At 68.9% G+C, this 21,992-nt stretch carries 20 protein-coding genes and 5 pseudogenes; 14 read left to right on the top strand and 11 right to left on the bottom strand.

Features of this window, described 5'->3' with window-relative positions; all coding sequences use genetic code 11:
- Positions 1 to 14 precede the first annotated feature (14 nt).
- A complete protein-coding gene (locus tag OG698_RS41000) occupies positions 15 to 386 on the top strand; it encodes a transposase (RefSeq protein ID WP_406111564.1) in 372 nt (123 codons plus the stop codon).
- On the opposite strand, the pseudogene OG698_RS40995 reads toward OG698_RS41000, so the two are convergent.
- Positions 279 to 586 (bottom strand): annotated as a pseudogene (locus tag OG698_RS40995) (ATP-binding protein); the annotation flags it as partial. The gene OG698_RS41000 and the pseudogene OG698_RS40995 overlap by 108 nt on opposite strands.
- 95 nt (positions 587 to 681) lie before the next feature.
- Positions 682 to 822: a hypothetical protein gene (locus OG698_RS40990; protein WP_406109234.1), complete on the bottom strand. Its 141-nt coding sequence runs from the start codon at positions 820 to 822 to the stop codon at positions 682 to 684.
- On the opposite strand from OG698_RS40990, the gene OG698_RS40985 reads away from it, so the two are divergent.
- Positions 760 to 1,173, top strand: a complete 414-nt coding sequence (locus OG698_RS40985) for a tyrosine-type recombinase/integrase (protein ID WP_406111562.1) — start codon at positions 760 to 762, stop codon at positions 1,171 to 1,173. The two genes, OG698_RS40990 and OG698_RS40985, sit on opposite strands and share 63 nt — an antisense overlap.
- A gap of 667 nt (positions 1,174 to 1,840) precedes the next feature.
- Here the strand turns inward: OG698_RS40985 and OG698_RS40980 are convergent.
- A pseudogene (locus OG698_RS40980) lies at positions 1,841 to 2,344 on the bottom strand (LuxR C-terminal-related transcriptional regulator); the annotation flags it as partial.
- A gap of 45 nt (positions 2,345 to 2,389) precedes the next feature.
- Between OG698_RS40980 and OG698_RS40975 the strand changes: the two are divergent.
- Positions 2,390 to 2,686 (top strand): DNA-binding response regulator, encoded by a 297-nt coding sequence (locus OG698_RS40975; protein ID WP_406109233.1) that lies wholly within the window; start codon positions 2,390 to 2,392, stop codon positions 2,684 to 2,686.
- A 362-nt stretch (positions 2,687 to 3,048) separates the two neighbouring features.
- On the opposite strand, the gene OG698_RS40970 is transcribed toward OG698_RS40975, so the two are convergent.
- Together OG698_RS40970 and OG698_RS40965 are read right to left on the bottom strand one after the other, a co-directional pair.
- On the bottom strand, positions 3,049 to 4,524 hold the full coding sequence (locus tag OG698_RS40970) for an aldehyde dehydrogenase family protein (RefSeq protein ID WP_406111560.1): 1,476 nt from the start codon (positions 4,522 to 4,524) through the stop codon (positions 3,049 to 3,051).
- Positions 4,525 to 4,869: 345 nt separating this feature from the next.
- Entirely contained in the window at positions 4,870 to 5,661 is a 792-nt protein-coding gene (locus OG698_RS40965; protein ID WP_329568325.1) for an SDR family NAD(P)-dependent oxidoreductase, read from the bottom strand.
- Positions 5,662 to 5,733: 72 nt separating this feature from the next.
- Between OG698_RS40965 and OG698_RS40960 the strand changes: the two genes are divergently transcribed.
- A complete protein-coding gene (locus tag OG698_RS40960) occupies positions 5,734 to 6,189 on the top strand; it encodes a MarR family winged helix-turn-helix transcriptional regulator (RefSeq protein WP_116507027.1) in 456 nt (151 codons plus the stop codon).
- A gap of 478 nt (positions 6,190 to 6,667) precedes the next feature.
- Here the strand turns inward: OG698_RS40960 and OG698_RS40955 are convergent, their stop codons facing one another.
- Positions 6,668 to 7,615, bottom strand: coding sequence for a zinc-binding alcohol dehydrogenase family protein (locus OG698_RS40955; protein ID WP_406109231.1), 948 nt, complete (start codon positions 7,613 to 7,615; stop codon positions 6,668 to 6,670).
- Positions 7,616 to 7,737: 122 nt separating this feature from the next.
- On the opposite strand from OG698_RS40955, the gene OG698_RS40950 reads away from it, so the two are divergent.
- The 3 genes and pseudogenes from OG698_RS40950 (at position 7,738) to OG698_RS40940 (ending at position 10,281) form a co-directional block, all read left to right on the top strand.
- Entirely contained in the window at positions 7,738 to 8,487 is a 750-nt protein-coding gene (locus tag OG698_RS40950; RefSeq protein ID WP_406109230.1) for an SDR family oxidoreductase, read from the top strand.
- Positions 8,488 to 8,503: 16 nt separating this feature from the next.
- On the top strand, positions 8,504 to 9,169 hold the full coding sequence (locus OG698_RS40945) for a TetR/AcrR family transcriptional regulator (protein ID WP_406109229.1): 666 nt from the start codon (positions 8,504 to 8,506) through the stop codon (positions 9,167 to 9,169).
- A 175-nt stretch (positions 9,170 to 9,344) separates the two neighbouring features.
- Positions 9,345 to 10,281 (top strand): annotated as a pseudogene (locus OG698_RS40940) (integrase core domain-containing protein).
- 152 nt (positions 10,282 to 10,433) lie between these two features.
- On the opposite strand, the gene OG698_RS40935 reads toward OG698_RS40940, so the two are convergent.
- Entirely contained in the window at positions 10,434 to 11,465 is a 1,032-nt protein-coding gene (locus tag OG698_RS40935; RefSeq protein ID WP_389710109.1) for a glycoside hydrolase family 5 protein, read from the bottom strand.
- A 603-nt stretch (positions 11,466 to 12,068) separates the two neighbouring features.
- On the opposite strand from OG698_RS40935, the gene OG698_RS40930 reads away from it, so the two are divergent.
- The 5 genes from OG698_RS40930 (at position 12,069) to OG698_RS40910 (ending at position 17,706) form a co-directional block, all read left to right on the top strand.
- Positions 12,069 to 14,927, top strand: a complete 2,859-nt coding sequence (locus OG698_RS40930) for a family 43 glycosylhydrolase (RefSeq protein ID WP_406109227.1) — start codon at positions 12,069 to 12,071, stop codon at positions 14,925 to 14,927.
- A gap of 648 nt (positions 14,928 to 15,575) precedes the next feature.
- Positions 15,576 to 15,941: a hypothetical protein gene (locus tag OG698_RS40925; RefSeq protein WP_406109225.1), complete on the top strand. Its 366-nt coding sequence runs from the start codon at positions 15,576 to 15,578 to the stop codon at positions 15,939 to 15,941.
- A gap of 140 nt (positions 15,942 to 16,081) precedes the next feature.
- Positions 16,082 to 16,729: an HAD family hydrolase gene (locus tag OG698_RS40920; protein ID WP_406109224.1), complete on the top strand. Its 648-nt coding sequence runs from the start codon at positions 16,082 to 16,084 to the stop codon at positions 16,727 to 16,729.
- A gap of 196 nt (positions 16,730 to 16,925) precedes the next feature.
- Positions 16,926 to 17,057 (top strand): hypothetical protein, encoded by a 132-nt coding sequence (locus OG698_RS40915; protein ID WP_406109223.1) that lies wholly within the window; start codon positions 16,926 to 16,928, stop codon positions 17,055 to 17,057.
- 244 nt (positions 17,058 to 17,301) lie between these two features.
- Entirely contained in the window at positions 17,302 to 17,706 is a 405-nt protein-coding gene (locus OG698_RS40910) for a hypothetical protein (RefSeq protein WP_406109221.1), read from the top strand.
- A gap of 387 nt (positions 17,707 to 18,093) precedes the next feature.
- On the opposite strand, the pseudogene OG698_RS40905 reads toward OG698_RS40910, so the two are convergent.
- From OG698_RS40905 to OG698_RS40895, 3 genes and pseudogenes are all read right to left on the bottom strand, one after another.
- Positions 18,094 to 18,931 (bottom strand): annotated as a pseudogene (locus tag OG698_RS40905) (SigB/SigF/SigG family RNA polymerase sigma factor).
- A gap of 181 nt (positions 18,932 to 19,112) precedes the next feature.
- Positions 19,113 to 19,526, bottom strand: coding sequence for a DUF5133 domain-containing protein (locus OG698_RS40900; RefSeq protein WP_406109220.1), 414 nt, complete (start codon positions 19,524 to 19,526; stop codon positions 19,113 to 19,115).
- 488 nt (positions 19,527 to 20,014) lie between these two features.
- Positions 20,015 to 20,560 (bottom strand): hypothetical protein, encoded by a 546-nt coding sequence (locus OG698_RS40895; protein WP_406109218.1) that lies wholly within the window; start codon positions 20,558 to 20,560, stop codon positions 20,015 to 20,017.
- A gap of 14 nt (positions 20,561 to 20,574) precedes the next feature.
- On the opposite strand from OG698_RS40895, the pseudogene OG698_RS40890 reads away from it, so the two are divergent.
- Positions 20,575 to 20,855: pseudogene (locus OG698_RS40890) on the top strand (IS630 family transposase); the annotation flags it as partial.
- A 44-nt stretch (positions 20,856 to 20,899) separates the two neighbouring features.
- On the opposite strand, the gene OG698_RS40885 reads toward OG698_RS40890, so the two are convergent.
- Positions 20,900 to 21,556 (bottom strand): DUF1990 family protein, encoded by a 657-nt coding sequence (locus tag OG698_RS40885; RefSeq protein ID WP_406109216.1) that lies wholly within the window; start codon positions 21,554 to 21,556, stop codon positions 20,900 to 20,902.
- A 188-nt stretch (positions 21,557 to 21,744) separates the two neighbouring features.
- Between OG698_RS40885 and OG698_RS40880 the strand changes: the two genes are divergently transcribed.
- A complete protein-coding gene (locus OG698_RS40880) occupies positions 21,745 to 21,987 on the top strand; it encodes a hypothetical protein (RefSeq protein WP_116507291.1) in 243 nt (80 codons plus the stop codon).
- Positions 21,988 to 21,992 lie beyond the last annotated feature (5 nt).

Raw genomic sequence — 21,992 nt, 5'->3', positions numbered from 1 at the left:
TCGTTGGTCCAGGTGTGCCGTTGACTCATGCGCGGTGGGCGCGGATTGGGCCGTTGCTCTCGGACCGGACGCCGAAGCGGGGTGGCCGCTGGCGGGACCATCATGAGGTGACCGACGCGATCGCCTTCAAGTTTCAGACTGGTACCCATTGGGTTCATTTGCCGGAGAAGTGTGGCAACTGGCGAGCGTCTACAACCGGCTGCGGATGTGGGCCCGTCGATGGCACCTGGGAACGGGTGTTCATCGCTCTGGTGGCCCAGACCGACGCGGACGAGGACCTGGGCGGCGGAGGCGATGTAGGCAGCGGTGACGGCGAGAACCGTGGCGCGGGCCGCGACCAGGTGGCGCAGGACCGCGACGATCCGGTCACGGTCCTCGGGGGGTAGGGGTGCGTGAGCTGGTCGGGGCGGGCGGTGGGGTCGCCGTCGGCCAGGCGCAGGAACACGTCGAGGTCGGCGCGGAACCGGCCGGTCAGCGGTGCGAGGTGCTCGTTGGCGGTGAGGACGTTCTCGACGAAGCTCAGAGCGAAGGTGTCCTCCTTGCCGGTGAGGACGCCGCCGAGGTTGAAGACGTCGGCACGGTTGGCGTCCTCACCACCCCCAAGACCCGATCGAGCCGCAACTGGGTCGCCATCTCACCTCGCGTCGCCGCAGCACTGCGGCATCGGGCACTTACGGCTCCTCACACCCACAGCGATGCTGCCGATCCGTTCGCCGGACGGTCTTCTGCCAGCCCGACGGCCGCCCGCTCCGACCGCACCTGGTACTCGATCGCCTCCACCGCCTCTCCGACGAAGCAGGCGTCCCCAGGATCACCGTTCACGACCTGCGGCACCTGGCCGCCACCATCACCATCACCGCGGGCGTCCCTCTCACCGTGGTCTCCAAGACCCTGCGGCACTCCACCCTGTCGACCACCGCGAACCTCTACAGCCGCACGCGAAGCCGCCGACCACACCCTCGCCCAAGCCGAGACCACCGGTCTTTCAACAGACCGACCGACGTGGCTGCGACCATCAGGCGACCACAATCACAGCCTCCGCGAGGCCCTCCGACGACTGCGCAACCCCGCCCCGCCCGCCTTCAGCACCACGGCCAGCCAGCACCGCCCAGGGCATGCCACCACACTGCGACCACCACGCCCCCCCGGAAACACAAAAGACCGCCCTCTTAATCATGAGAGAACGGTCTCCGACCTGCGACAACACAAGTCGGGACGACAGGATTTGAACCTGCGCCCCCTTGACCCCCAGACGTCGGCTGCGAGCCCTCAACCGCGCTTGCGCGCGCTCGTGGCATCACGCCTCATGCTGACCGTCGAACGCTCGCCGGTACGGCGTTGAGACTCCGGCTGCCCGGACGGGCCCGCAGCATGTCTGCGAACGCAGTCGATCAACCCGCCACCGTGCTCACGATCTGCAGTGCAGAGGCGACGAGGGTCGCCACGATGCCTATTGATTCGACTCGGCTCTGCAGGCGCCGTAGGAACACCCGAGCCTCGTCCCGGCCGCACGGTCCTCCGAGACACTCCGGCCACTGCACTGGCCGGGCTTTCGGCGGACCATGGAGGGTGGAGGAAGGCGTAGCGTTCGACAGGTGGGCCCCGGACGGCTCGCCGGTGCCGGATACACAGGCACGCGATGGGACGGTCGGCAATGACATTCACAGCGGCCGACGGAGGTCCTGTCACGCGAGCATGTCAAGCGCATTGAGGGGCCCTGCGGCAGGTGCTGGAGACAGGCACCCCGGTGCTCAACTGGGAAATGTTCGGGCCTGCTCCGGCGGATCCGACTCACCCTCGACGTGACGGGCTCCCGGATCACAGGCGGCCGCTCGCCGGTTCAGTCCACGGCGGGCCAGGCGAGGCCGTGGTCGTAGGCGAAGATCACGGCCTGGATGCGGTCGCGGGCTCCGATCTTGGCCAGGACATGGCCGACATGCGTCTTGACCGTGGACTCGGACAGAACGAACCGCGCGGCGATCTCCCCGTTGGTCCAGCCCTTGCCGACGGCCACGAGGATCTCGCGCTCACGGTCGGTCAGGGAGGTGAGCCTCAGGCCCTCGGAGGGGTCAGTTCTGTGGGAGGGGACGTACTGGGCGAACTCGTCAAGGAGGCGGCGGGTGAGAGCGGGCGCGATGACAGCGTCGCCGACGGCGACCGCGCGGATCCCGGCGAGGAGCTCCTCGGGGCGGGCGTCCTTGAGGAGGAAGCCGCTCGCGCCGGCCCGCAGGGCGGCGTGGACGTACTCGTCGAGGTCGAACGTCGTGAGCACGAGGACGCGTGAACGGTCACCGGCGGCGACGATGCGGCGGGGGGCCTCTATGCCGTCCTTGCCGGGCATGCGTCCTCAGCCTCCTCCGCTCTCGGTCCCCAGAACCGTCAGTACACGATGAGTGCCGAACCCGCCCTGGTGAGCGGGGCGTACGCGCTGTTCGAAGCAGCGTGGGAGACGGCCACCGAACTGGCGGCCTTCTTCGACCCCGACCGGCCCCGGATCGACGCGCGAGCCCGCGAGTGCTGTAACGCACTGGGCTCCGGAGTGACCGACGTGTCAGCCTCCCGCGAACTGGGCATGTCGCTGCGCACCTACCGCCGCAGAGTCGCCGAACTCCTCGTCGCCCTGGACGCGGGCTCACGTTTCCAGGCCAGGGTGCGCGCGGGCGAGTTAGGCCTGACCCGCGGGTGAGCGGACGCAAGCCCGGACCGAAGGGGGTCAGGCGTCGAGGTTCAGGCGAAATGGCGGGGGCCCGCCTGATAGGAGTCGACGCTGCCTTGGGCCCGGCATCCTCCGATGTCCGGTCCAGCGCTCCGTACCATCGCCAGGCGGCCGCATGCCCGGCGGCCATCCATCGCTCACCGCTCGCTCCCGCGGCCGGCGCGCCGCAGCTCTCCCATGCGCCCCGACATCGGCGCGGCGTCCGGGACCCGGGTCCAAGACGGTGCAGCGTCTCGAACCCGGGTGCTGGGCAGGCCGATGGCCTGCCTTGTGAGGGCACGTACGGCGGGCCGAGCTCGGTCCGGAACGTCCGTGGGCGCCCGTGAGTTGAATCAGTCCGACTTCTCGCCGCTCTCGGCCAGGATCCTGTTACGGGCGCCGGCGAGGGCTCCCTCCATAGCTCCCTGTGGCCTGCCGAAGGTCGAGGCGGAGAACCGGGCGGGGCCGGTCTTGGCGGTGAAGGCGTGCGCGTAGGCGAACTCCCGCAGTCCCTCCTCCCCCTGCTTGCGCCCGTAACCGCTGTCGCCCCGACCGCCGAACGGCACGGCGGGGTTCATGGAGAACACCAGAGCATCGTTGATGCTGGTCATTCCCACGCGGAGGCGACGAGCGATGGCTTCGCCGTGGTCGCGGCTGAAGACGGCGCTGCCCAGCCCGTACCGGCCGGCGTTGATGTGAGCGACGGCCTCATCGGCGTCGGCGACCTTGCCGACCGCCAGCGTCGGCCCGAACGTCTCCTCCGTCGCCGCGAGGGCGTCGGGGGCCACTCCGACCAGGATGGTGGGCGCGGCATAGCGGTCGCCCACCGCGTCGAGGCCGCCGACGGTGGCTGTCGCGCCGCGCTCCAGGGCGTCTTGAATGTGTTCCCGGATGATCGAGGTCTGGCTCGGCAGCGGAACCGGCCCGATCTCCGCGTCCTCGTCGCTGCCGACGCGTACCTGCCCGGCGAGCTCGCTGATCTTCTCGACGAACTCGTCGTGCACCGACTCGACGACATAGGCCACTTCGAGACTGATGCAACCGTGTCCGGTGTTCTGCATGGCGCCCCACACGATGTGAGCGGCGGCTTCGTCCAGATCGGCGTCCTCGGCGACGATGACGCCGTCCTTTCCGCCGAGTTCCAGCAGAACGGGGGTCAGGGTCTGCGCGCATTGGGCGGCCACCGTCCGGCCTGTGGCGACACTGCCCGTGAACGCGAGCTTGTCGAGGCCGGCCTCGATGAGCGCCTGACCCGTGGCCCCGTATCCGTTCAGGTTCTGCAGGACGGCCGGCAGTTCCGGAACGGCACGCTGCCAGGTTCGGATGAGCCATTCGGCGACGCCGGGCGTGATCTGGCTCGGCTTGAGGATGACGGCGTTCCCGGCCGCGAGCGCATCGGCGAGGATGGCCGCGGGAGTGAGCAGGGGGAAGTTCCACGGGCCTATGACGCCGACCACGCCGTAGGGCTGGTACTCGACCCACGCACGCTGGTTGGGCGTGGTGGGGCTGGATGGAACCTCCCGGCGCTCCAGGACCCGCGCGGCGTTGTCAGCAACGTACTGCAGGTGCTCGAGAGTCCCGAGCACCTCCACGCGGGCGTCGTCGAGGGGCTTGCCGTTCTCGGCGTGAATGAGTGCGGCGCCCTCCTCACCGCTCAAAGCTATCTGCCGCCGCCACGCGCGCAGTCGCTCCGCGCGGCCCTCGAAGCCGAGGTCCCACCAGGCCCCGGTGACTGAGCGTGCGGCGGCGACGGCCGCGGCAGCCTCTTCCTTGCCCGCCACGGGATATCGGGCGAACTCGGCTCCGGTGGCCTGGTCGATGGTGACGATCTCGGTCGCGTCGTATCCGATGACGCCGTCACGGGTGATCGTCGGAATGTTGTCGGTGATAGGTCTTCCCTAACTTTCTTCCGCCCGCCCGAATGAGACACACCGTGGGTGAGGGCGGTGGCGGAGGCGGTCTTCGGCACGAGTGGCCGCTGGAGGGCAGTCGGCGCGGGCCGACGTGGAGGACTGCATGGTGGAGGTCATTGGGAGCGTGTGCCGTGCCGGACGTTCGGCAGTTGGGCAAGGGTGGCCGCGGAGCGGGAAGCACCCTCGGCGGACGGGCGTAGCGCAACCTTGGGAGGGCGACCCGTGGCCGGGTCGGGGGCAGCGCCGAGGAGGCGCCCGCTGCTACGCCTGCGGGCCGCGGTAGCGAGTTGCGGGGGTGGGCTGGTTGCCGCCGGTGAGCAGAGCGGACTCCGCGGCCAGCAGGGCTTCAAGGGCTGCGGCCTGGTTCTCCAGACCGGGTGCGCACACGGTCTCCCCCAGGCGCAGGCCGGCAAGGCTGGCCGAGGCGACGTCCTGCGGGGTCATTGCCCAGGGGATGTCGCGGCCGACGCCTTCGTTCCACTCCGTGGCCACGACGCCGGGCAGCAGCAGCTGCGTACGGATGGGCGTGTCCGCGAGCTCACCTGTGAGGGTCCGGGTGAAGGCGACGGTGGCGGCCTTCGCCGCCGCGTAGAGAGTGCGTCGTGGTGCGCGGGGATCGTTGAGGCCGCCGCTGAAGGCCAGCAGCGAGGCCACTGTGATGATCGCGCCTTCTCCGGCGGCGAGCATTCCGGGAAGCGCGGCGCGGACCAGCTGAATGGGGGCCACGGCGTTGAGGGTGAGCAGGCGGTCGATGTCGGCGTGGTCGACGTCGACGAGCGGGGCGTAGCCGCCGGCGCCGGCGTTGCTGACCAGCAGGCGCACGTCCCCCGCGGCGAGACGGCCGGTGACAGCAGTGATGCCCTCGTGGGTGCCGAGATCGGCGGGCAGCACCTCCACGGCGGCACCCCGGGCGCGGAGCTCCTCTGCGAAGTCGCCGAGCCGGTCCGCGCGGCGCGCCACCAGGACGAGGTCGTGGTCATCCGCCAGCAGACGGGCGTATTCGGCGCCGATGCCGGAGGAAGCTCCGGTGATGAGAGCGATCGTGCGAGTCATACGCCGAGCATGCCTCAACCGTTAGCTTAGTGTCAAACGCTTGATGGTTATGAAGTGTCGTACCCTTGGCAGGTGATACGTGATGACGAGGAGCCTGTGGGGCTCGGCGCGCTTGACCGGGTGACCTGGGCATTGCGCCGCGCGGAACTGGCGGTGCAGACGCTCAAGGAACAGCGGCTACGTCCGCTGGGCATGGCCGCCGCGCACTACACCCTGCTGATGTCGGTGCACAGCGAACCAGGGCTGGCGGGCGCCGAGTTGGCCCGCCGCCTCAACGTCACCCCTCAGGCCGTCGCCTCCCTCGTGGCACGCCTGGAGGGCCGCGGCCAGTTGGAGAGGCGCGAGCACCCGCGCCACCGGCACGTGCAGGAACTGCACCTCACCGACGCCGGGCGGGAGGCGCTGCGCGCGGCCGACCAGGTAATCGCCGACGTAGAGCGTCACATCACCGAGGGCCTGGGACCGGACCAGAGCGCGCAGCTACGGACGCTGCTCGACCAGGTGAGCAAGACGGTGCGCAACGCCTGAGCTCGTCGGCCGGTCAAGGACAGGCTGGCGCGTCGGTGGCCCAGGCACGGCGCACGCCGCCCGCTCCCCCGGCGGTCTCGGCGCATCGTATGCCGCCGCCAGCGGGGTTCCAGCCGACCGCGGCACCGGTCGGCCCGCAGCGAAAGCAGCGACCACTCGCTCGAGGACCAGTCCACCGCCCTCGCCTCAAGGTCGACATCGGCACGGCGATCTCGTCCATGCACGGTCGGTCCGTGCAGGGCGGCAGGGATCCTGAACGGCGCGCCCTGCCGCCTGAAGCAGGTGGGTGCCGCAGCTTCCAGCGGTCCCCACCACCGCGAGCAACGGGGTAGAGCTTCTTCGCCCTCCGCTTCCGCCCCGGACGCTCCCTCCTCTCTTCTCACTGCGTCATGACGTCACGGGTACACCGGCGTCAGGACTCGTGCGTCGGCCGGCCACGGCCATCCGAACGAAGTTGCCGGTGCAGTCAGGGGCCCGGTCACGGGACGAGGACGATCTTCCCCGTCGTATGCCCGGTCATGATCTGCCGATGCGCGGCGGCGGCTTCGCGCAACGGATGGCTGGCGGCGATCAGGACGCGCAGTCGCCCGGCCCCCGCGGCTTCGGTGAGCTGCAGGCGCGCAGCGGCGCGGACTTCCGTGCCGGGGTCCGCGCCGGGCCCGCCGCCCAGGAGCCTGATGCCGACTCGGGCCCCGCGTTCGAACGCCGCGACGGTCGCGATGCGGGACCGGTCCGCCACCAGCTCCACCGAGACGTCCACCGCCTCGTCGGTGCCCACCAGGTCGGCAGCCGCGTGGACTCCCTGCGGTGCTGCCGCGCGCACCCGGTCCGCCAGACCCGGCCCGTACGCGATCGGAATCGCCCCCAGGTCGCGCAGTACGTCGTGCTTGGCCGGGCTCGCCGTTCCCAGCACCCTGGCTCCGCGCTCGACGGCCAGTTGCACGGCCATCAGGCCGACGCCACCCGCCGCGCCGTGGACCAGCACCGAGTCGTTCTCACGTAGGCCGATCGCTTCGAGAACGTGCACAGCGGTGACGCCCGTGACCATCAGTCCTCCGGCCTGCTCCCAGGAGAGAGCGGCGGGCTTGGGCACCACCGACGAGGCCGGGACGATGAGTTCGGCGGCGTACGCGCCGGGCGCTCGGTACGCGATCACCTCGTCGCCGATCTGGATCGGACCGGCGGGGCCGGTCGCGTCGGCACCGACAGCGGTCACCACACCGGCCGCTTCGGCACCGAGCCGCATCGGCAGGTTCGCCGGATCGGTTCCGAAGGCGCCGCTGTACATCTTGTGGTCGAAAGGGTTGACGCCGACGGCGCGGACCTCGATGCGCACCTGACCCGGCCCGGGCTCCGCTACGGCGACATCGATCACCGACAGCACCTCGGGACCACCGTAAGCACGCGCTACTACTACTTCGCTCATGTCAGGGGAGAACGCGGTGCCGGAAGGCCCGATTCCCCATTGCGGTGACTTTTTTGAGCGGAGCGCTCCGCTCCGATAAGTTGGGCAGCCGATCACCCGACGCGGGAGGACATATGAACGCCATGACCAAACCCACGGCCCTGGTGACCGGCGGCAGCCGGGGAATCGGCGCTGCCACGTCACGGGAACTGGCGGCTCGCGGCTACCGCGTAGCCGTCAACTACTTCTCCCGCCGCGAGTCCGCCGACCAGGTGGTCAAGCTCATCGAGGCCGACGGCGGGGAAGCCTTCGCCGTACAGGCCGACGTGTACGACCCCACCCAGGCTGCCGAACTGCTGGAGCGCTCCGCGGTCGACGGGCGCTTGGACGTTCTTGTCTGCAACGCCGGTGCCCGCTTCATTCCCACCCCGGTTCAAGCCCTCGCCTGGGACGACTTCAGGACGAAGGTGACGGACGAGCTGGCATCCGTCTACACGCTCACCCAACAGACACTGGAACTCATGGGCGCCCAAGGGCGGGGCCGGATCGTGTATGTCTCCAGCGCCGTGGCCGACGGTCCGCCCGCCCCGGGCATGGCCGCCCACGGCACCGCCAAGGCCGCCCTGAACACCTTCGCCCGCTTCGTCGCCCACGAGGCAGGCCCGCTAGGCATCACCGTCAACGTCGTGGCACCCGGCTACGTCCGCACCGAGAGCAGCGCGCGTATGCCGCAGGAATTCCAACAGCGACTGGCTGCGAACACCCCCCTGGGGCGGGTCGCGGAACCGGAGGACGTGGCCCGGGCGATCGCGATGCTCGTCGGTGAGCAAGCCGCCTTCGTCACTGGCGAGGTGCTCACTGTCGACGGTGGGTACGGCGTGGCACGCCGGTAGGGGAAAATACCTGTCCATGGGTGACACGCAGACCGGCAGACCGCGCGGCCGCCGGCGGGAGGCGGACCGCAACGACGCCCGCCTCATGCAGGCTGCGCGCGAAGTCTTCGCCGAGCTTGGCTGGGACGCCCCCGTCTCGGAGATCGCCCGCCGGGCCGGCATCGGCATGGGCAGCCTCTACCGCCGCTATCCCAGCAAGGAGCTGCTGGCCCAGCGGATGCGCGTCATGGGGATGGAACAGCTCGTCGCCCAGGCCCGCACAGCCCTCGCCGAGGAGCCGGACCCTTGGGCGGCCTTCGCCCGCTTCCTGCGGAACGCGCTCTCGGCCCAGGGTGCAGTCGGTCCGCTGCTCCCGCTGGTGGGCGGCCGACTGCCGGCCACCGATGAGATCGTGGCCGCCTCCAGCCGGCTCCGGACCGCCCTCGACGACTTGGTGGACGGCGCGCACCGCGCGGGCGTACTGCGCGCCGACTTCACTTCCGCCGACGTCCCCTTGCTGCTCGAACACCTCACCGCGCGGATCCCCGTCACCGACGAACGCGCCACCACGCTCCACCTGCGGTACCTGGACCTGATCCTCGCCGGACTGCGCACGGCGACCACCGACGGGCCCACCGCGTTGCAGAGCCCGGCTCCGGACTGGGCAGAACTCAGCGAGCTGTGGAACGCCTCCGAGGGCTGAGCCCTGCGCTCCCATAATGAATGCAGCGCCCCCGTGCTCTTGCTTCGCCGTTCTGCGCTTTTCCTTCTCACTGAGGGATCAACCGGATCCCCGGTGCATTGCGTGCCGGGGAAAATTTCTTCCCCCTCACACCGCGTCCTTCCGATGCAATGCTTCATCACGCGGCGAGCACGACATACGACAAGCCGCGCGACCATGTGCCGTTTCAGGGCCTCCGCGGGATGTGCTGCACAGGCTGCGACTGCTGGTCCGGCCGGACACGCTGCTGCGCTGGCACCGCAACCTGGTCACACGCCGCCACGCTGCCGCGTCGCGCCCGAAGCGACCAGGCCGGCCGCGCACCGTGCACTCCATCCGCGCTCTGGTCCTGCGCCTGGCCCGGGAGAATCCCAACTGGGGCTACCGGCGCCTCCACGGCGAACTGCTCATCCTCGGCGTGAAGGTGGCCGCCTCCACCGTCTGGGAGATCCTCAAGGAGGCCGGGATCAACCCAGCGCCCGAACGGAACTCCAGTACCTGGGCAGACTTCCTGCGCTCCCAGGCCGAGGCCGTGCTGGCGTGCGACTTCTTCGAGACGGTCACCCTGTCCGGGGCGCGGATGTACGTGTTCGCGGTGATCGAGCACAGCACCCGACGGATCCGGATCCTGGGCGCGACCGCGCACCCGACCGCTCCCTGGGTGACGCAGGCCGCAAAAAAACCTGGTCATGGACCTCGAAGACGCCAGATCCAAAGCCAAGTTCCTGATCCGAGACCGGGACGGCAAGTTCCCCGAGCTGTTCGACGCCGTCCTGCGAGATGCGGGGACCGAGAACGTCCTCAACGGCGTCCGGATACCACGGATGAACTCAGTCATGGAGAGGTGGGTGCAGACCTGCCGGCGCGAGCTGCTGGACCGCACGTTGATCTGGAATCAGCGGCACCTGCTCCACGCCTTGCGCGAGTTCGAACGGTTCTACAACTCCCATCGGCCTCATCAGGGCCTTGCGAACGCCCGCCCGCTACGTCCCCTGCCCGTGACGGTCGCCGATCCGGAGGAGCTCAATCGCCTCGACATACGAAGACGCGATCGCCTGGGCGGCATCCTCCACGAGTACCACCACGCCGCCTGACCTCGATGGATGAGGTTTCCGGCAAGCGCAGGGCTACCGCAGGGTGCACGGCGAACTCGCCACCCTCGGCATCCAAGTCGCCGTCTCCACCGTCTGGGGCGGCGCGGGGAGCGGCGCGGGCCGACGAGGCCCGCCCCGCTCGCACGCGGCCCTCAGTCCCCGACCGCCTCGCCGCGCCCCCACGCCCAGGCGAGCCTGTCCGCACCCGACTGATTGGTGGTGGCCAGCCAGGGGCGGTCCTCGGTGCCGGTCAGGGTCTGCAGCGAGTACGTGTCGTCGCTGCGCAGGCCGGGCCAGTAGACGGAGCCCATCTTCAGCTCGCGGAAGGTGTCGGTGACGGCCTGGAGGTAGTTGACGAAGTTGTCGTCCGGGGTCGGCACGTTGTAGTCGAGGCCGGTGGTCATCGGGGAGCCGAACTCGTCCGCGACCGTCCGGCCGGCGCAGTCGCCGATGCGTTCCTTGAGGTCGGCGACCCACTGGTCGTAGGTGGCGTACGACTTCCAGAAGCCATAGTGGTGCAGCGACAGATAGGTGCCGGCCAGGCGCGGGTCGGCGCAGACGGAGGTGACGTGGTCGTTGTAGCCGGCGCCGCTGACGAAGACCCGGTCGCGCGGGACGGAGGAGTAGGTGTCCAGCCACTTCGCGGCCAGGTCGGCCCACTCGGTCTCGGTGTAGCCGTGCGGCTCGTTCATGGGCTCGAAGTAGACCCGCGAGTCGTTCTTGTACGTGTCGACGACTCTGTTCCACATGGGCCAGTAGGTGGTGGTGTCGTCGATCAGGCCGTCCTTGCGCTCGCCCGTTCCCTCCCAGTAGGAAACGATCACCTTGAAGCCCTGGTCGGAGGCCGCGTCGATGACCCCCTGGTAGGAGTCCCAGTAACTGCCGTTCACCGTGTACGGGTTGATGGGAAGCCGGACGGTGTTGGCCCCGAGGTTGGCGCGGAAAGCCGAGATGATCCGCTTCGCCTTGCTGTACGTCTCGCGGTAGCTGTCGGTGGTCAACAGGCCGGAGAGCTGGAGCTCGTCGTCGGCGAAGTTGTCCCGGGGGTCGGCCCAGTTGACGCCCTTGAACCGGGTGGTGTCCGCTCGCGGGGCCGCGGTGGCGGGTCCGGCGGAGAGAGCGGCGACGCCGAGAGCGGCCGCCGCGACAGCCACGGCGGAGGAGATACGACGGGTTCGGGCCATGCGCACGGATATTCCCCTTCAGGAGAGAGCGACTCGGTGAACAGCGGTGCCGCATTGCCGGGTTGGGCGCGGGAAACGCGCGTACACACGCTGGGACAGGCGTGGGCCCGGCATTGCGGGCAGACCCGGCCGCTGCCGATGTTTACGCAAACATCGCAGCGCCGGAATCGTCACATCCGGCCCCTCTGCCGTCAAGGTCTCGCGCAAGGCGGACCGTTGAGAACCGCTCGTTACTCATGACGCGCGGGCGGCTTGGCGTCGCGCTGCCCGCCGGGGGACGGGACCGGGGGGTTGGTCCGGCTCGCAGTGAAGGTGCGGGCACTCGTGCCAGAGGGGCGCCAACTCGGGCTGAGCGGCGAGGAGATCATGGAGATGACGCGGGGCGGGCTGACCCCGTAGACCCACCAGAAGGCGTCCCTTATCGATGACTTTCCACTGTTTGCCGTTCGGTATATCGATCGGCCTTCGAGTTTTCGGACCAATCCGTGTCCAGGACCTTGACCGGGCCCCTGAGGGCTTCTTCACTGGCCAACGCCGACACCACCGCCACCCCCACGAGCTCTGCCCCCACGGGCTCCCCCCGCACCCCGAGGACCAGTACGTATGCCCCGTAACGGAACATCCCGTCTGCCCGCTGCCAACCTGTCGCGGCGGCACCTTCTCGTCGCCGGAGCTCTCACTCTGGGGGCCGCGACGCTTGCCGCCCCGGCCCCCGCCCGTGCGGGGGACAAGAGCGCCGCCGCCTACGAGGGCTACCTCTTCGTCTACTTCACCGGTGAGGGCACCGCCGACGGCGAGCAGATCCGTTTCGCGCTCAGCCGCGGCGACGACCCGCTTCACTGGCGGGAGTTGAACGGTGGTGAGCCCGTGCTGACCTCCGCCCTCGGCGACAAGGGCGTACGCGATCCCTTCGTCATCCGGTCGCCCGAAGGGGACACGTTCTTTCTCATCGCCACCGACCTGAAGATCTACGGCGGGGCCGGCTGGGACTACGTCCAGCGGCACGGCTCCCGGTCGATCATGGTGTGGGAGTCGACGGACCTGGTGAACTGGTCCCAGGAGCGTTTGGTGCAGGTGTCTCCGGCGACGGCGGGCAACACCTGGGCGCCCGAGGCCTATTGGAGTGAGGAGGTCGGTGCGTACGTCGTCTTCTGGGCGTCGAAGCTGTACGCCGATGACGACACGGAGCACACCGGGGACACCTACAACCGGATGCTGTACGCGACGACCACGGACTTCGTGACGTTCAGCGAGGCCAAGGTGTGGAACGACCCCGGGTACTCCGTGATCGACTCGACGGTGATCGCGCACGACGGGACGTACTACCGGTTCACGAAGGATGAGCGGTCGGCGGAGCAGTCCTCGTGCGGGAAGTTCATCCTGGAGGAGAAAGCGACCGATCTGCTCGACACGGACTGGGACACGGTGTCCGAGTGCATCGGCAGCGGGGCCATGACGCAGGGCGAGGGGCCGCTCGTCTTCAAGTCCAACACGGAGGAGAAGTGGTACCTGTTCGTCGATGACTACACCGCGAGCGGCTACATGCCCTTCGAGTCGACGGACCTGGCCGGCGGGGTGTGGACCAAGTCGGCCGAGTACCGGCTGCCCTCGGCCCCTCGGCACGGCACCGTGCTTCCGGTGACGAAGGACGAGTTCGACCGGGTCAACGCCAAGTGGGGCGTCGCCCCTGTCCTGGCCGACGCGGACGGGCTCGTCGCCCACTGGCCGCTGGACACCAGCGCCGACGACACCTCCGGGCACGGCTGTCACGGCACCGCCACCGGGGACATCAGCTGGGCCGAGGGGGCTCTCGTACTCGGCGGCGCGAGCGGGCACATCAAGCTGCCCGACAACATGCTGTCCGGGGTGGACGCCGTCACCGTGGCCGCCGATGTGTGGGTGGACAGCGATCAGGCGACGCCCTACTTCCTCTACGGGTTCGGGAACACCGCCTCCGCCACCGGCTACGGCAACGGCTATCTCTTCGCGACCGGCGGCAGCACCAGCAGCGGGTTCCGGGCCGCCCTGTCCGACGGCAACTGGAGCAAGGAACAGGAGACGAACGCCAACAGCGGCCTGGAGCACGGGCGTTGGACCAACGTCACGTACACCGTCGACGGGGACACCGCTCTGCTGTACCTCGACGGCGTTGTCGTCGCGCGCAACACCGCGATCACCCTCATGCCCTCGGACATCGGCGGCGGTCGCACCACGGCCAACTACCTCGGCCGATCGCAGTACACCTCCGACCACACCCTCAAGGGGCGGCTGCGGGACGTCCGGCTGTACAACCGGGCCCTGTCGGACGACGAGATCGCCGCGCTGCCCGCCAACGCGACCCGCGTCCGTGGCGTGGAGGTGAAGGAGCTCAAGGTTCCCGCCGTCATCGAGGGGGAGGCCGCCACCGTCGTCCTGCCGGTCATGCCGGGGACTGACCGGCGGCGGCTGAGGCCCAAGTTCACGCTCGCGCCCGGTGCGCGGATCAGCCCGGCGAACGGGAAGCGGATAGATCTGCGCAAGCCGGTGACGTACACCGTCACCTCGGCGGCGGGCGCGCAGCGCGCGTGGAAGGTATCCGCGGTGGAGATGCGTACGCCGGTGCTGCCGGGGCTCTACGCCGATCCCAACATCGTCGCGTTCGGCGGGACGTACTACATCTACGCGACCACCGACGGGTTCGCCGGCTGGAGCGGCACTACCTTCAGCGTCTGGTCGTCGCAGAACCTTGTCGACTGGAAGGACGAGGGCGTCATCCTGGATCTCGGGAAGGACGTGGGCTGGGCGGATGCGCGCGCCTGGGCGCCCACCATCGCCGAGAAGGACGGGAAGTACTTCTTCTACTACTGTGCCGAGGCGAAGATCGGTGTCGCGACCGCCGACTCACCCACCGGGCCGTTCACGGACTCCGGCAAGGTCCTGATCGCGGCCAACCCGGACGGCGCCGGGCAGGCCATCGACCCGGCCGCCTTCACTGACGAGGACGGGCAGGCGTATCTGTACTGGGGTAACGGTTCGGCGTGGGTGGTCCCGCTCAATGACGACATGGTGTCCTTCGACTCGTCAAAGATGCAGCAGATCAAGGGACTTGAGGATTTCCGCGAGGGCACATTCGTCGTCCGGCGGGGGGACGTGTACCACCTGACATACTCGATCGACGACACCGGAAGCGAGAACTACCGCGTGGGATACGCCACTTCCGACTCCCCGAACGGGCCATTCACCTACCGCGGTGTGGTCTTGGAGAAGGACCCGGCCCAGGGGATCCTCGGCACCGGGCACAACTCCCTGCTCCAGGTACCCGGGACCGACGACTGGTACATCGCCTACCACCGCTTCGCGATCCCCGACGGTGACGGCACGCGCCGTGAGACGACCATCGACAAGGTGACGTTCGGGGCGGACGGGCTGATGCACCCCGTCACGCCCACGCTGGAAGGAGTGCGGCCGCAGCGTATCCCGTAAAGCCGGCCCCGGCGCCCGCCCCGAGGGGACGGTCGCCGGGGTGTGGGCTCATGCCTGGTCGCAAGGGGTCACCTGAGGTGACCCCTTGCCGGTTGGCGCCCCCGAGGGGAGCAAGGGGGCGGAAGAGGGCTCCCTGGTTGCTCCCCGGCATGCAGAAGGGGCCATCCGTAGATACCCCCTGAGCTGCTCAAACTTCCGACATCTCTGTCGGGACGACAGGATTTGAACCTGCGACCCCTTGACCTCAGTTGAGGGACTTCTGCACTAATCACAGTGCATCTTGCGGAACTACGCGCCCGAACCGCGCAGTTCGAGGCTCCTGATCGAAGCCGCTTACGACTGCCCTGGTCCATCAAGGCGTCAATTCGCCTCTCCGGCAACGCGATCGCCGCGCCGGCAGATTGCGCTGGGACTCCCCGCACGGGAAAGGCTCCGGGCACGGCAAGGGCTCAGGGCGCGGCACGGTGCCCGGCCCGCGCGACGGTCGGCGGACTCCGCGCCGTCCGTCGGGGTGCCACCGCATCTGGCCGGGGCGGACGAACTGGGCGACGACGCTGACGCGCCCGACTGGTGGCGGGTGGGGCCGGCTCCGTTCGGGCCGGGGGAGACCGTTCAGGGGTTCGTCGGCGGCATCGGGATCCCGGAAATATGGGACCGGCCGAAGAGCGAGCGCCCGCTTCCTTGCAGAAGGACGGCGCGGACGCGGCGCAGGGCCCGGACGCGGACGGCGCGGCGCTGGCCGAACGGACGCTGCCGGGGCTGGTGCGGCGGGCGCTCCGTCGGCGGCGCGGCGCAGCTGCCGAGGCGGCACCCGCGGCCGGAGCCCCGGACGAGGTGGTGGCGGCGCCAGCACGGGCGCGGCTCAGCCCGGTCCTGACGCTGGCCGTCCTCCTGCTGGTCGCCGGTGCGGCGCTGGGGTCGTGGCTCGCCCTGGCTGGTGGTGTGGCTGTGGAGCCGGATTCGACGCGTGGTGGGGCGAGCCCATCGCCCAGGAACGGATGGGGCAGGAGATGACCGACGGGCTGCCGGGAATCGTGCGGTCGCGGCGGTCACCTCGGCGTTGTCCTGGTGTGGCGGATGCGGCGGGTGCCCCGCTGACCGGGCCGGGTCGTGCCTCCCTGACCGGGGGTACCGCCGCAGACACAATGGCAGGCATGGCTGCACACTCTCTGACGGTCGGCTCCGACCTCGACATGACGCTGATCGACTCGCGCCCGGGCATCAAGGCCGTCTATCGGGAGCTGTCGGCCAGGACCGGCACCTTCATCGACGCCGACCTCGCGGCGAGCCGGCTGGGGCCCCCGCTGGAGGAGGAGATCCGCCACTGGTTCCCCGGGGAGCGGGTGGCGGAGACCGCCGCTCTCTTCCGCGAGCTGTATCCGCAGTACGCGGTCGCGGCGACGCCCGCCCTGCCCGGCGCCCGGGAGGCCATCGACGCGATCCACGCGGCGGGCGGCCGGGCGATCGTGGTGACGGCGAAGTACGAGCCCAACGCCAAGCTGCACCTGGAACACCTCGGCCTCGACGTGGACGCCCTCTTCGGCTCCCTGTGGGCGGAGGGCAAGGCCGACGCGCTGCGCAAGCACCATGCGCAGGTCTACGTCGGCGACCACATCGGTGACGTCGTCGGGGCACACACCGCGGGCGCGCTGTCCATCGCGGTCGCCACCGGCCCGTGTGATGCCTCGGAGCTGCGCAACGCCGGTGCCGAGGTGGTGCTCGCGGACCTGACGGAGTTTCCGTCCTGGCTGGAGCGCTATGTGGCGGAAGGGGTGGACGGGGGCGACGGCGCCGCCACCTGACGGCGCTGAGCCGTGGCGGAACGGATCACTCCGGCCGCGGCGATCAAAAAAGCCGAGGCCCATCAGCATGCACACCCAGTAGAAGACGGACGGCAGCGGTTCGGGTCCCGAGCGGCGTCGCCGGCCAGGGTCGCCCCTGCCACCCGGTCCCACCGGTGCCCGACCGGCAGCGGCACAGGGGAACATTGTCCACTTCATGGCCGACCTCCCCCTCCCCGACAGACACGCCCCGCCCCACTGGCTCGACGGCGAACAGACCACACGCCCTCGCTGGCGACGGCTCGTCACCACACGGCAGAACCTGCTGCGGGCGCGGCAACAGGAGTAAGGACCGGCGAATCGGCAGGTCCCGCAGTCCGTGGACTGCGGGACTGGCTCATTCACGAGATTGGGCAGCGGATGTTCAGCCACTCGGAAGTCGCCGAGTCCCTGGCGTGTTCGATGTTCACGAGATTGGACAGCCCTGACCCCCGCCCTGGACTTAGGTACTGCGCGCGGGCCCGTCCACAACCTCCCGGTCAAGCGGTCGTTGAGCTACCCGAACGTCCAGCCCATGAGCGGAAGGTGTCGTCGTGACCAGTGCCATCTCAGTGGAAGACCGCTGCATCGACGCCTTCAACGAGCTCAAAACCAGCCGGCACATCACCACCGTGCTCTATCGGCTCAACGACAACCTGGACACCCTCATCCTGGACTTCGAGGGGAACCTGACCCACGACGAACTCCTCAAAGCCCTGCCCTCCGATCCACGCCTCGTGGCCTATGAACTGCACTTCGCCGACCGGGACGGCAGCCGCAGAGCGGCCATCGTCCTGATCTCCTGGTCGCCCCAAGGCACCAGTCCCGAACAGATGGCAGCGCACGCAGCGGTGTACGCCGCCCTCAGAAATCAGCTTGACGGCGTCGACCTTTCCATCGAGGCCAAGAGCCGGTCCGACCTGGAGTACAACCGGCTCGTACACGCCGCCCGGACATAGCCCGACTCCAGAAGGCTCAGCCTGTGCCTGGTGAGCCGATCTTCGCGGCATTAACGCCCGCTGGAGCCAGGAGGTGCGTGTCGTGCCGGGACAGGCGGACAGGGAATAGGCCAAGCTGGCAGCCAACTACTTGAGGTCTGTTCACACAGGCCAGCGTGGTGCGGCGGCCTCCTCGCCCATCCCCGCACCCGCTGTACCGGCCGGTCAGGGTTGGGCCCAGCGTGAGGCGTCAACCGCAGGGCTTCGGCAGGACCCGGCTGCCGTTACTCAGGTCTATCTCCGGATCGCTGTGAAAGCACGAGCTGTGCGCCCACCGTGATCTCGGTCGGCCTCGTCGTTCGCCCTCGGCCCTACTGCGGGGGTCGGCCGTCGGGACTCACCCAGCGTTCAGGCCGCCTGACCGCCCTCGCCTCGGTTCCAGTCACGGCTGGCTTTCTCACGAACACGCATGCAGCTGTCGTGGATGAGACGCGAGACGTGCATCTGCGAGATGCCGAACTTCTCCGCGATCCGGCTCTGCGTCATGTCCTCGAAGAACCGCATGTACAGGATGGAGCGCTCACGTTCCGGTAGATGCTCCAGGCCGGTCCTGGCGGCTTCGCGGTCGGTGACGATGTCGTACGTAGGCGCCATCGGGTGCTCCGAGCGCGTCGGCGAGGCTGTACCCCTGGCCGTCGGAGGGGAGAAGTCCCGCGTCGAGGGACAGGGCGCTGAACCCGTTGATCGCCTTGAGACCGTCGCGGACTTCGTCCTCGGTCAGGCCCGCGTGGGCGGCGATGGCGCCGATGCTTGGTTCCTCGCTCCCACCGGGTTGCTGCGCCAGCTCTTGGCGGGGAGGCGGACCTTGTTGCGCAGGTCTTGCACGCGGCGGGGTACGTGGACGTCCCACATGTGGTCGCGGAAGTGCCGACGCAGTTCGCCCCTGATGGTGGGTATGGCGTAGGACTCGAACGGGCCCTGCCGCGGGTCATAGTTGTTGACCGCCTTGAGCAGCCCCATCGCGGCGACCTGACGCAGATCTTCGATGCTCTCGCCCTTGTCGCGGAAGGAGCCGTCGATACGGTGCGCCACGGGCAGCCACGCCTCGACGACCTCCTCGCGCAGAAGCTCCCTCTCGGTCCCTTCATCCAGCCCCACTAGGCCGGCGGGCGAAGGCGGCAGCCGTATCGGGACTGTCGTGCGCGCGATCGAAACGCACACGTCGCGGGGTGGCGGTGGTGAGCATATGGAATCGCTCCTCAACGGTCAGAACACTTGCTCTGTCCGCGAGAAGCGAGCCGCCCGGACAGCATCGACCGGAGCGGCGAGCCGCTCGCGGGGATGCCTCCGGTCCGAAACACCGTTGTAAGACTGCCCCCTATTTTCCGCCGGAACCACGCTGTCTGCGAGTCGGCTCGTCTTCCAGTTCAGGCGGCGTGGTGCGCGGGGCGCGCCATCACCGCCGCGGTCTGCGGTGCGGCCCGGTACTGCGCCGCATAGGGCCGCAGATAGGTCTCGGCCGCGTCGGCGGCCTCACGGCCGCAGCGATGCCCCAGAAGGACGCACAGGGTGTAGGCGGCATCCTCGAAGTACTTTCGCGCCTGACGGTCGGTGGGAGTCGTGAGCAGCCTGCGCTCCCATGCCCGGTAGAACTTCAGGTGACGGGCGACCTCAGCCTTCGATGGCAGCAACATCTCGTTGGCATCCCCTCTGGACGGAGGCAAAGACACCTCGCGGATGATCACGCGCGCCGCATCCCCTCCATCATGGTGCAGTTCACGGCACCCGCCGTCCTGTTGGGGATTCAACAACGCTCCTGGAAGACGCTCGTCAGCAGCCACGCCGCGACTGTCGACGCAGGGGGTCGTCAGCAGCTGCCTGAGGAGCGACCAAGGCTTCGCGCTGAATGCGGTGGTCCGTACCGTCCCCGCTCCTACCCACGTTGAGCGCCGCAGCTGTAAAGGTCCGCCGGGAATCGAAGGCGCACGTACCGCGGCGTAGCGAGTTGCACGACCCCCGCGCTGCCCGAAGTCATGAACTGTTCGATTTCTGCAGTGCTTCGCGTGCTGCCCAATCTCGTGTCCAGGCGCTGTCAGTTCTGGGGTTCTGGCTCAACTTCTGTGAAGCGACGCCATGCCCGTCCGTCCGCGGCTGTCCGCACAGCCGGTCCAACCTCCTGACGTGGCGGTTTCTGCGTCATCACGGCACCGACTCGCCAGGCGGCGAGACGCCATCACAGAAGTTGGGCCAGAACCAGTTCTGGTTCTGTGCGAAAGCCAGGTGCCCGGTGTCTGCGGGGCGGGCCTTGGCCCGGGATGGCCCGGTCCGGTCAGCTCGAGCCGTTGGGGTGGAGGACGACCTTGGTCCAGCCGTCGTCACGGGCATCGAAGTGCTGGTAGCCGGCGGGGGCCTGGTCCAGCGGCAGCTCGTGGGAGACGATCCATGAGGGCTTGGCCTTGCCCTGCTCTATCAGGGCGCACAGCTGTCGGTTGTATGCCTTGACGTTGGCCTGGCCGGTCCCCATCGACTGGCCATTGAACCAGTGCAGGCCGTAGTCGAAGGCCACCTCGCCCTCCGCCTTGTACAGCTTGTCCGGGCTCCCCGGGTCGTGCGGCACGAAGACACCCACGACCCCGATCGTCCCGGTGAACTTCACCGAGTGCACCAGGTTGTTGAGCGTCAGGTTCGGGTGCTCGACACTCTGAGGGTCGTGCGCCTGGTAGCCCACGCACTCACAGCCACGGTCCGCCCCCAGACCGTTGGTGAGTTCGTTGATCTGGTCGATCGGCGAGGCCTTGGAGTCATCGATGGGAATCGCACCGATCTGCTCTGCGAGCGCGAGCCGGTCCGGGTTCCGCCGTTGAGGCCCCGGCATTCTCGGGCCGGAGGCTGGGCGAACACCCTCGCTTCCACGTCCACTTCACCCGACAGGCTCCTCCTGGATGAACCAGGCCGAGCGATGGTTCGGCCTGCTGACCGACAAGCTCATCCGCCGCGGCGTCCACAGGTCCGTGAAGGCCCTGGAGGACGACATCACCGCGCGGATCGACACCTGGAACGAGAGCCCACGGCCCTTCACCTGGACCAAGACCGCCGACGAGATCCTCAACTCCCTCGCCGACTACCTCACCAAGGTCGGAACCATCAGCCAGAAAACAAAGCAGGACTAACCCTCAGGATTTCTGGCGCATCACACTAACGACACACGGGCTGTCTACAAGAGATCCTGCGAAACACGGCGCGTGTCGATGGTGACGCCGCCCCGTGGGCGTCCGCCGGCAATGGCGGCGGCGCCGAGGCAGAAATGCACCCACATGTTGAACTGGATCTCCTTGGCCACCCGCAGCCGACTGTAGAGGACGTCGGCCCAGCGGTCGCCCGCCCTCGACCATGCCTCGACGCCAAACTCCAGCACGTCGTCGTCGGCCCCGGCCCAGAACTGGATCTGCCCCGCCTCCAAGTGCCCGCGAAGCGTGCCCAACCTGATCGAGAGCGCGTCGCGGTCGAGCACGCGGACAGGACCGTCCCAGGGGCCCGGCATCTGCACGCGGTACTCGTCGCCGGGACGCGCGGGGCTGCCCTGCGTGCCTCGCGTCCTGTGGAAGACCGCAACGGTCGATGGAGCCGGTCCGTTCAGATCCGCCGCCACTGCGTCGATCAGTTCCTCGGGACCCATCGCCGCCCCCTCGATTCGGACGCTGAAGCGCCGATGGAACATCGGGCCTACTCCATCGGCCAGCGGCTTGGTGAACTCATCGACGTGTGCCGCCGGCAGCGGAGGGGGCAGATCGCCGGCGTCGCCACTCCCCTCGGTGCGGTGCAGCGCGGTAACCCGCCACATGTACTCCCAGGAAACCAGCAATACCCCCATGGGGAAGCGCAGCAACGTACCCAGCCGCCGCCTCGGCGTCGGTTTGCGGAGCTGAGGTTGGCCATCGCGAGTGGTGGCACTGCTACTGTCGTTTTGTCCCGACATTTCTCCATGACAGCACGAGGTGAGCGCCGCTTCGAGGCGCCGCTCGCGCGTCCTCGATGCTGATGCGGATTCAGGAGGGCTGAATGGCGGACGTCGCACAGATGATGCACCGATGGGGGTTGCGCAGTGCGCAACTGCAACTTGCCGCAATGGGCTCAGTGGGCCTGTGCACCGTCTTCTGGATGCGCGCCGCGAGCTTCGACCAGGACGAACGCGGCAATGCCGAGCGACGTGCCCTCTTCGTCGGCCTGTGGGCACCCACACTCTGGCTCATGGCGCAGTCACTGCGCGACCTCGACCAGGCCGTACACGCCCCGCCTCGGTGAGGCAC

This window comes from Streptomyces sp. NBC_01003 (genome assembly GCF_045162695.1).
Classification (GTDB): Bacteria; Actinomycetota; Actinomycetes; order Streptomycetales; family Streptomycetaceae; genus Streptomyces.
Note: the sequence above shows the minus strand (reverse complement) of the source record. Positions and strands in the feature narration are given on the sequence as shown.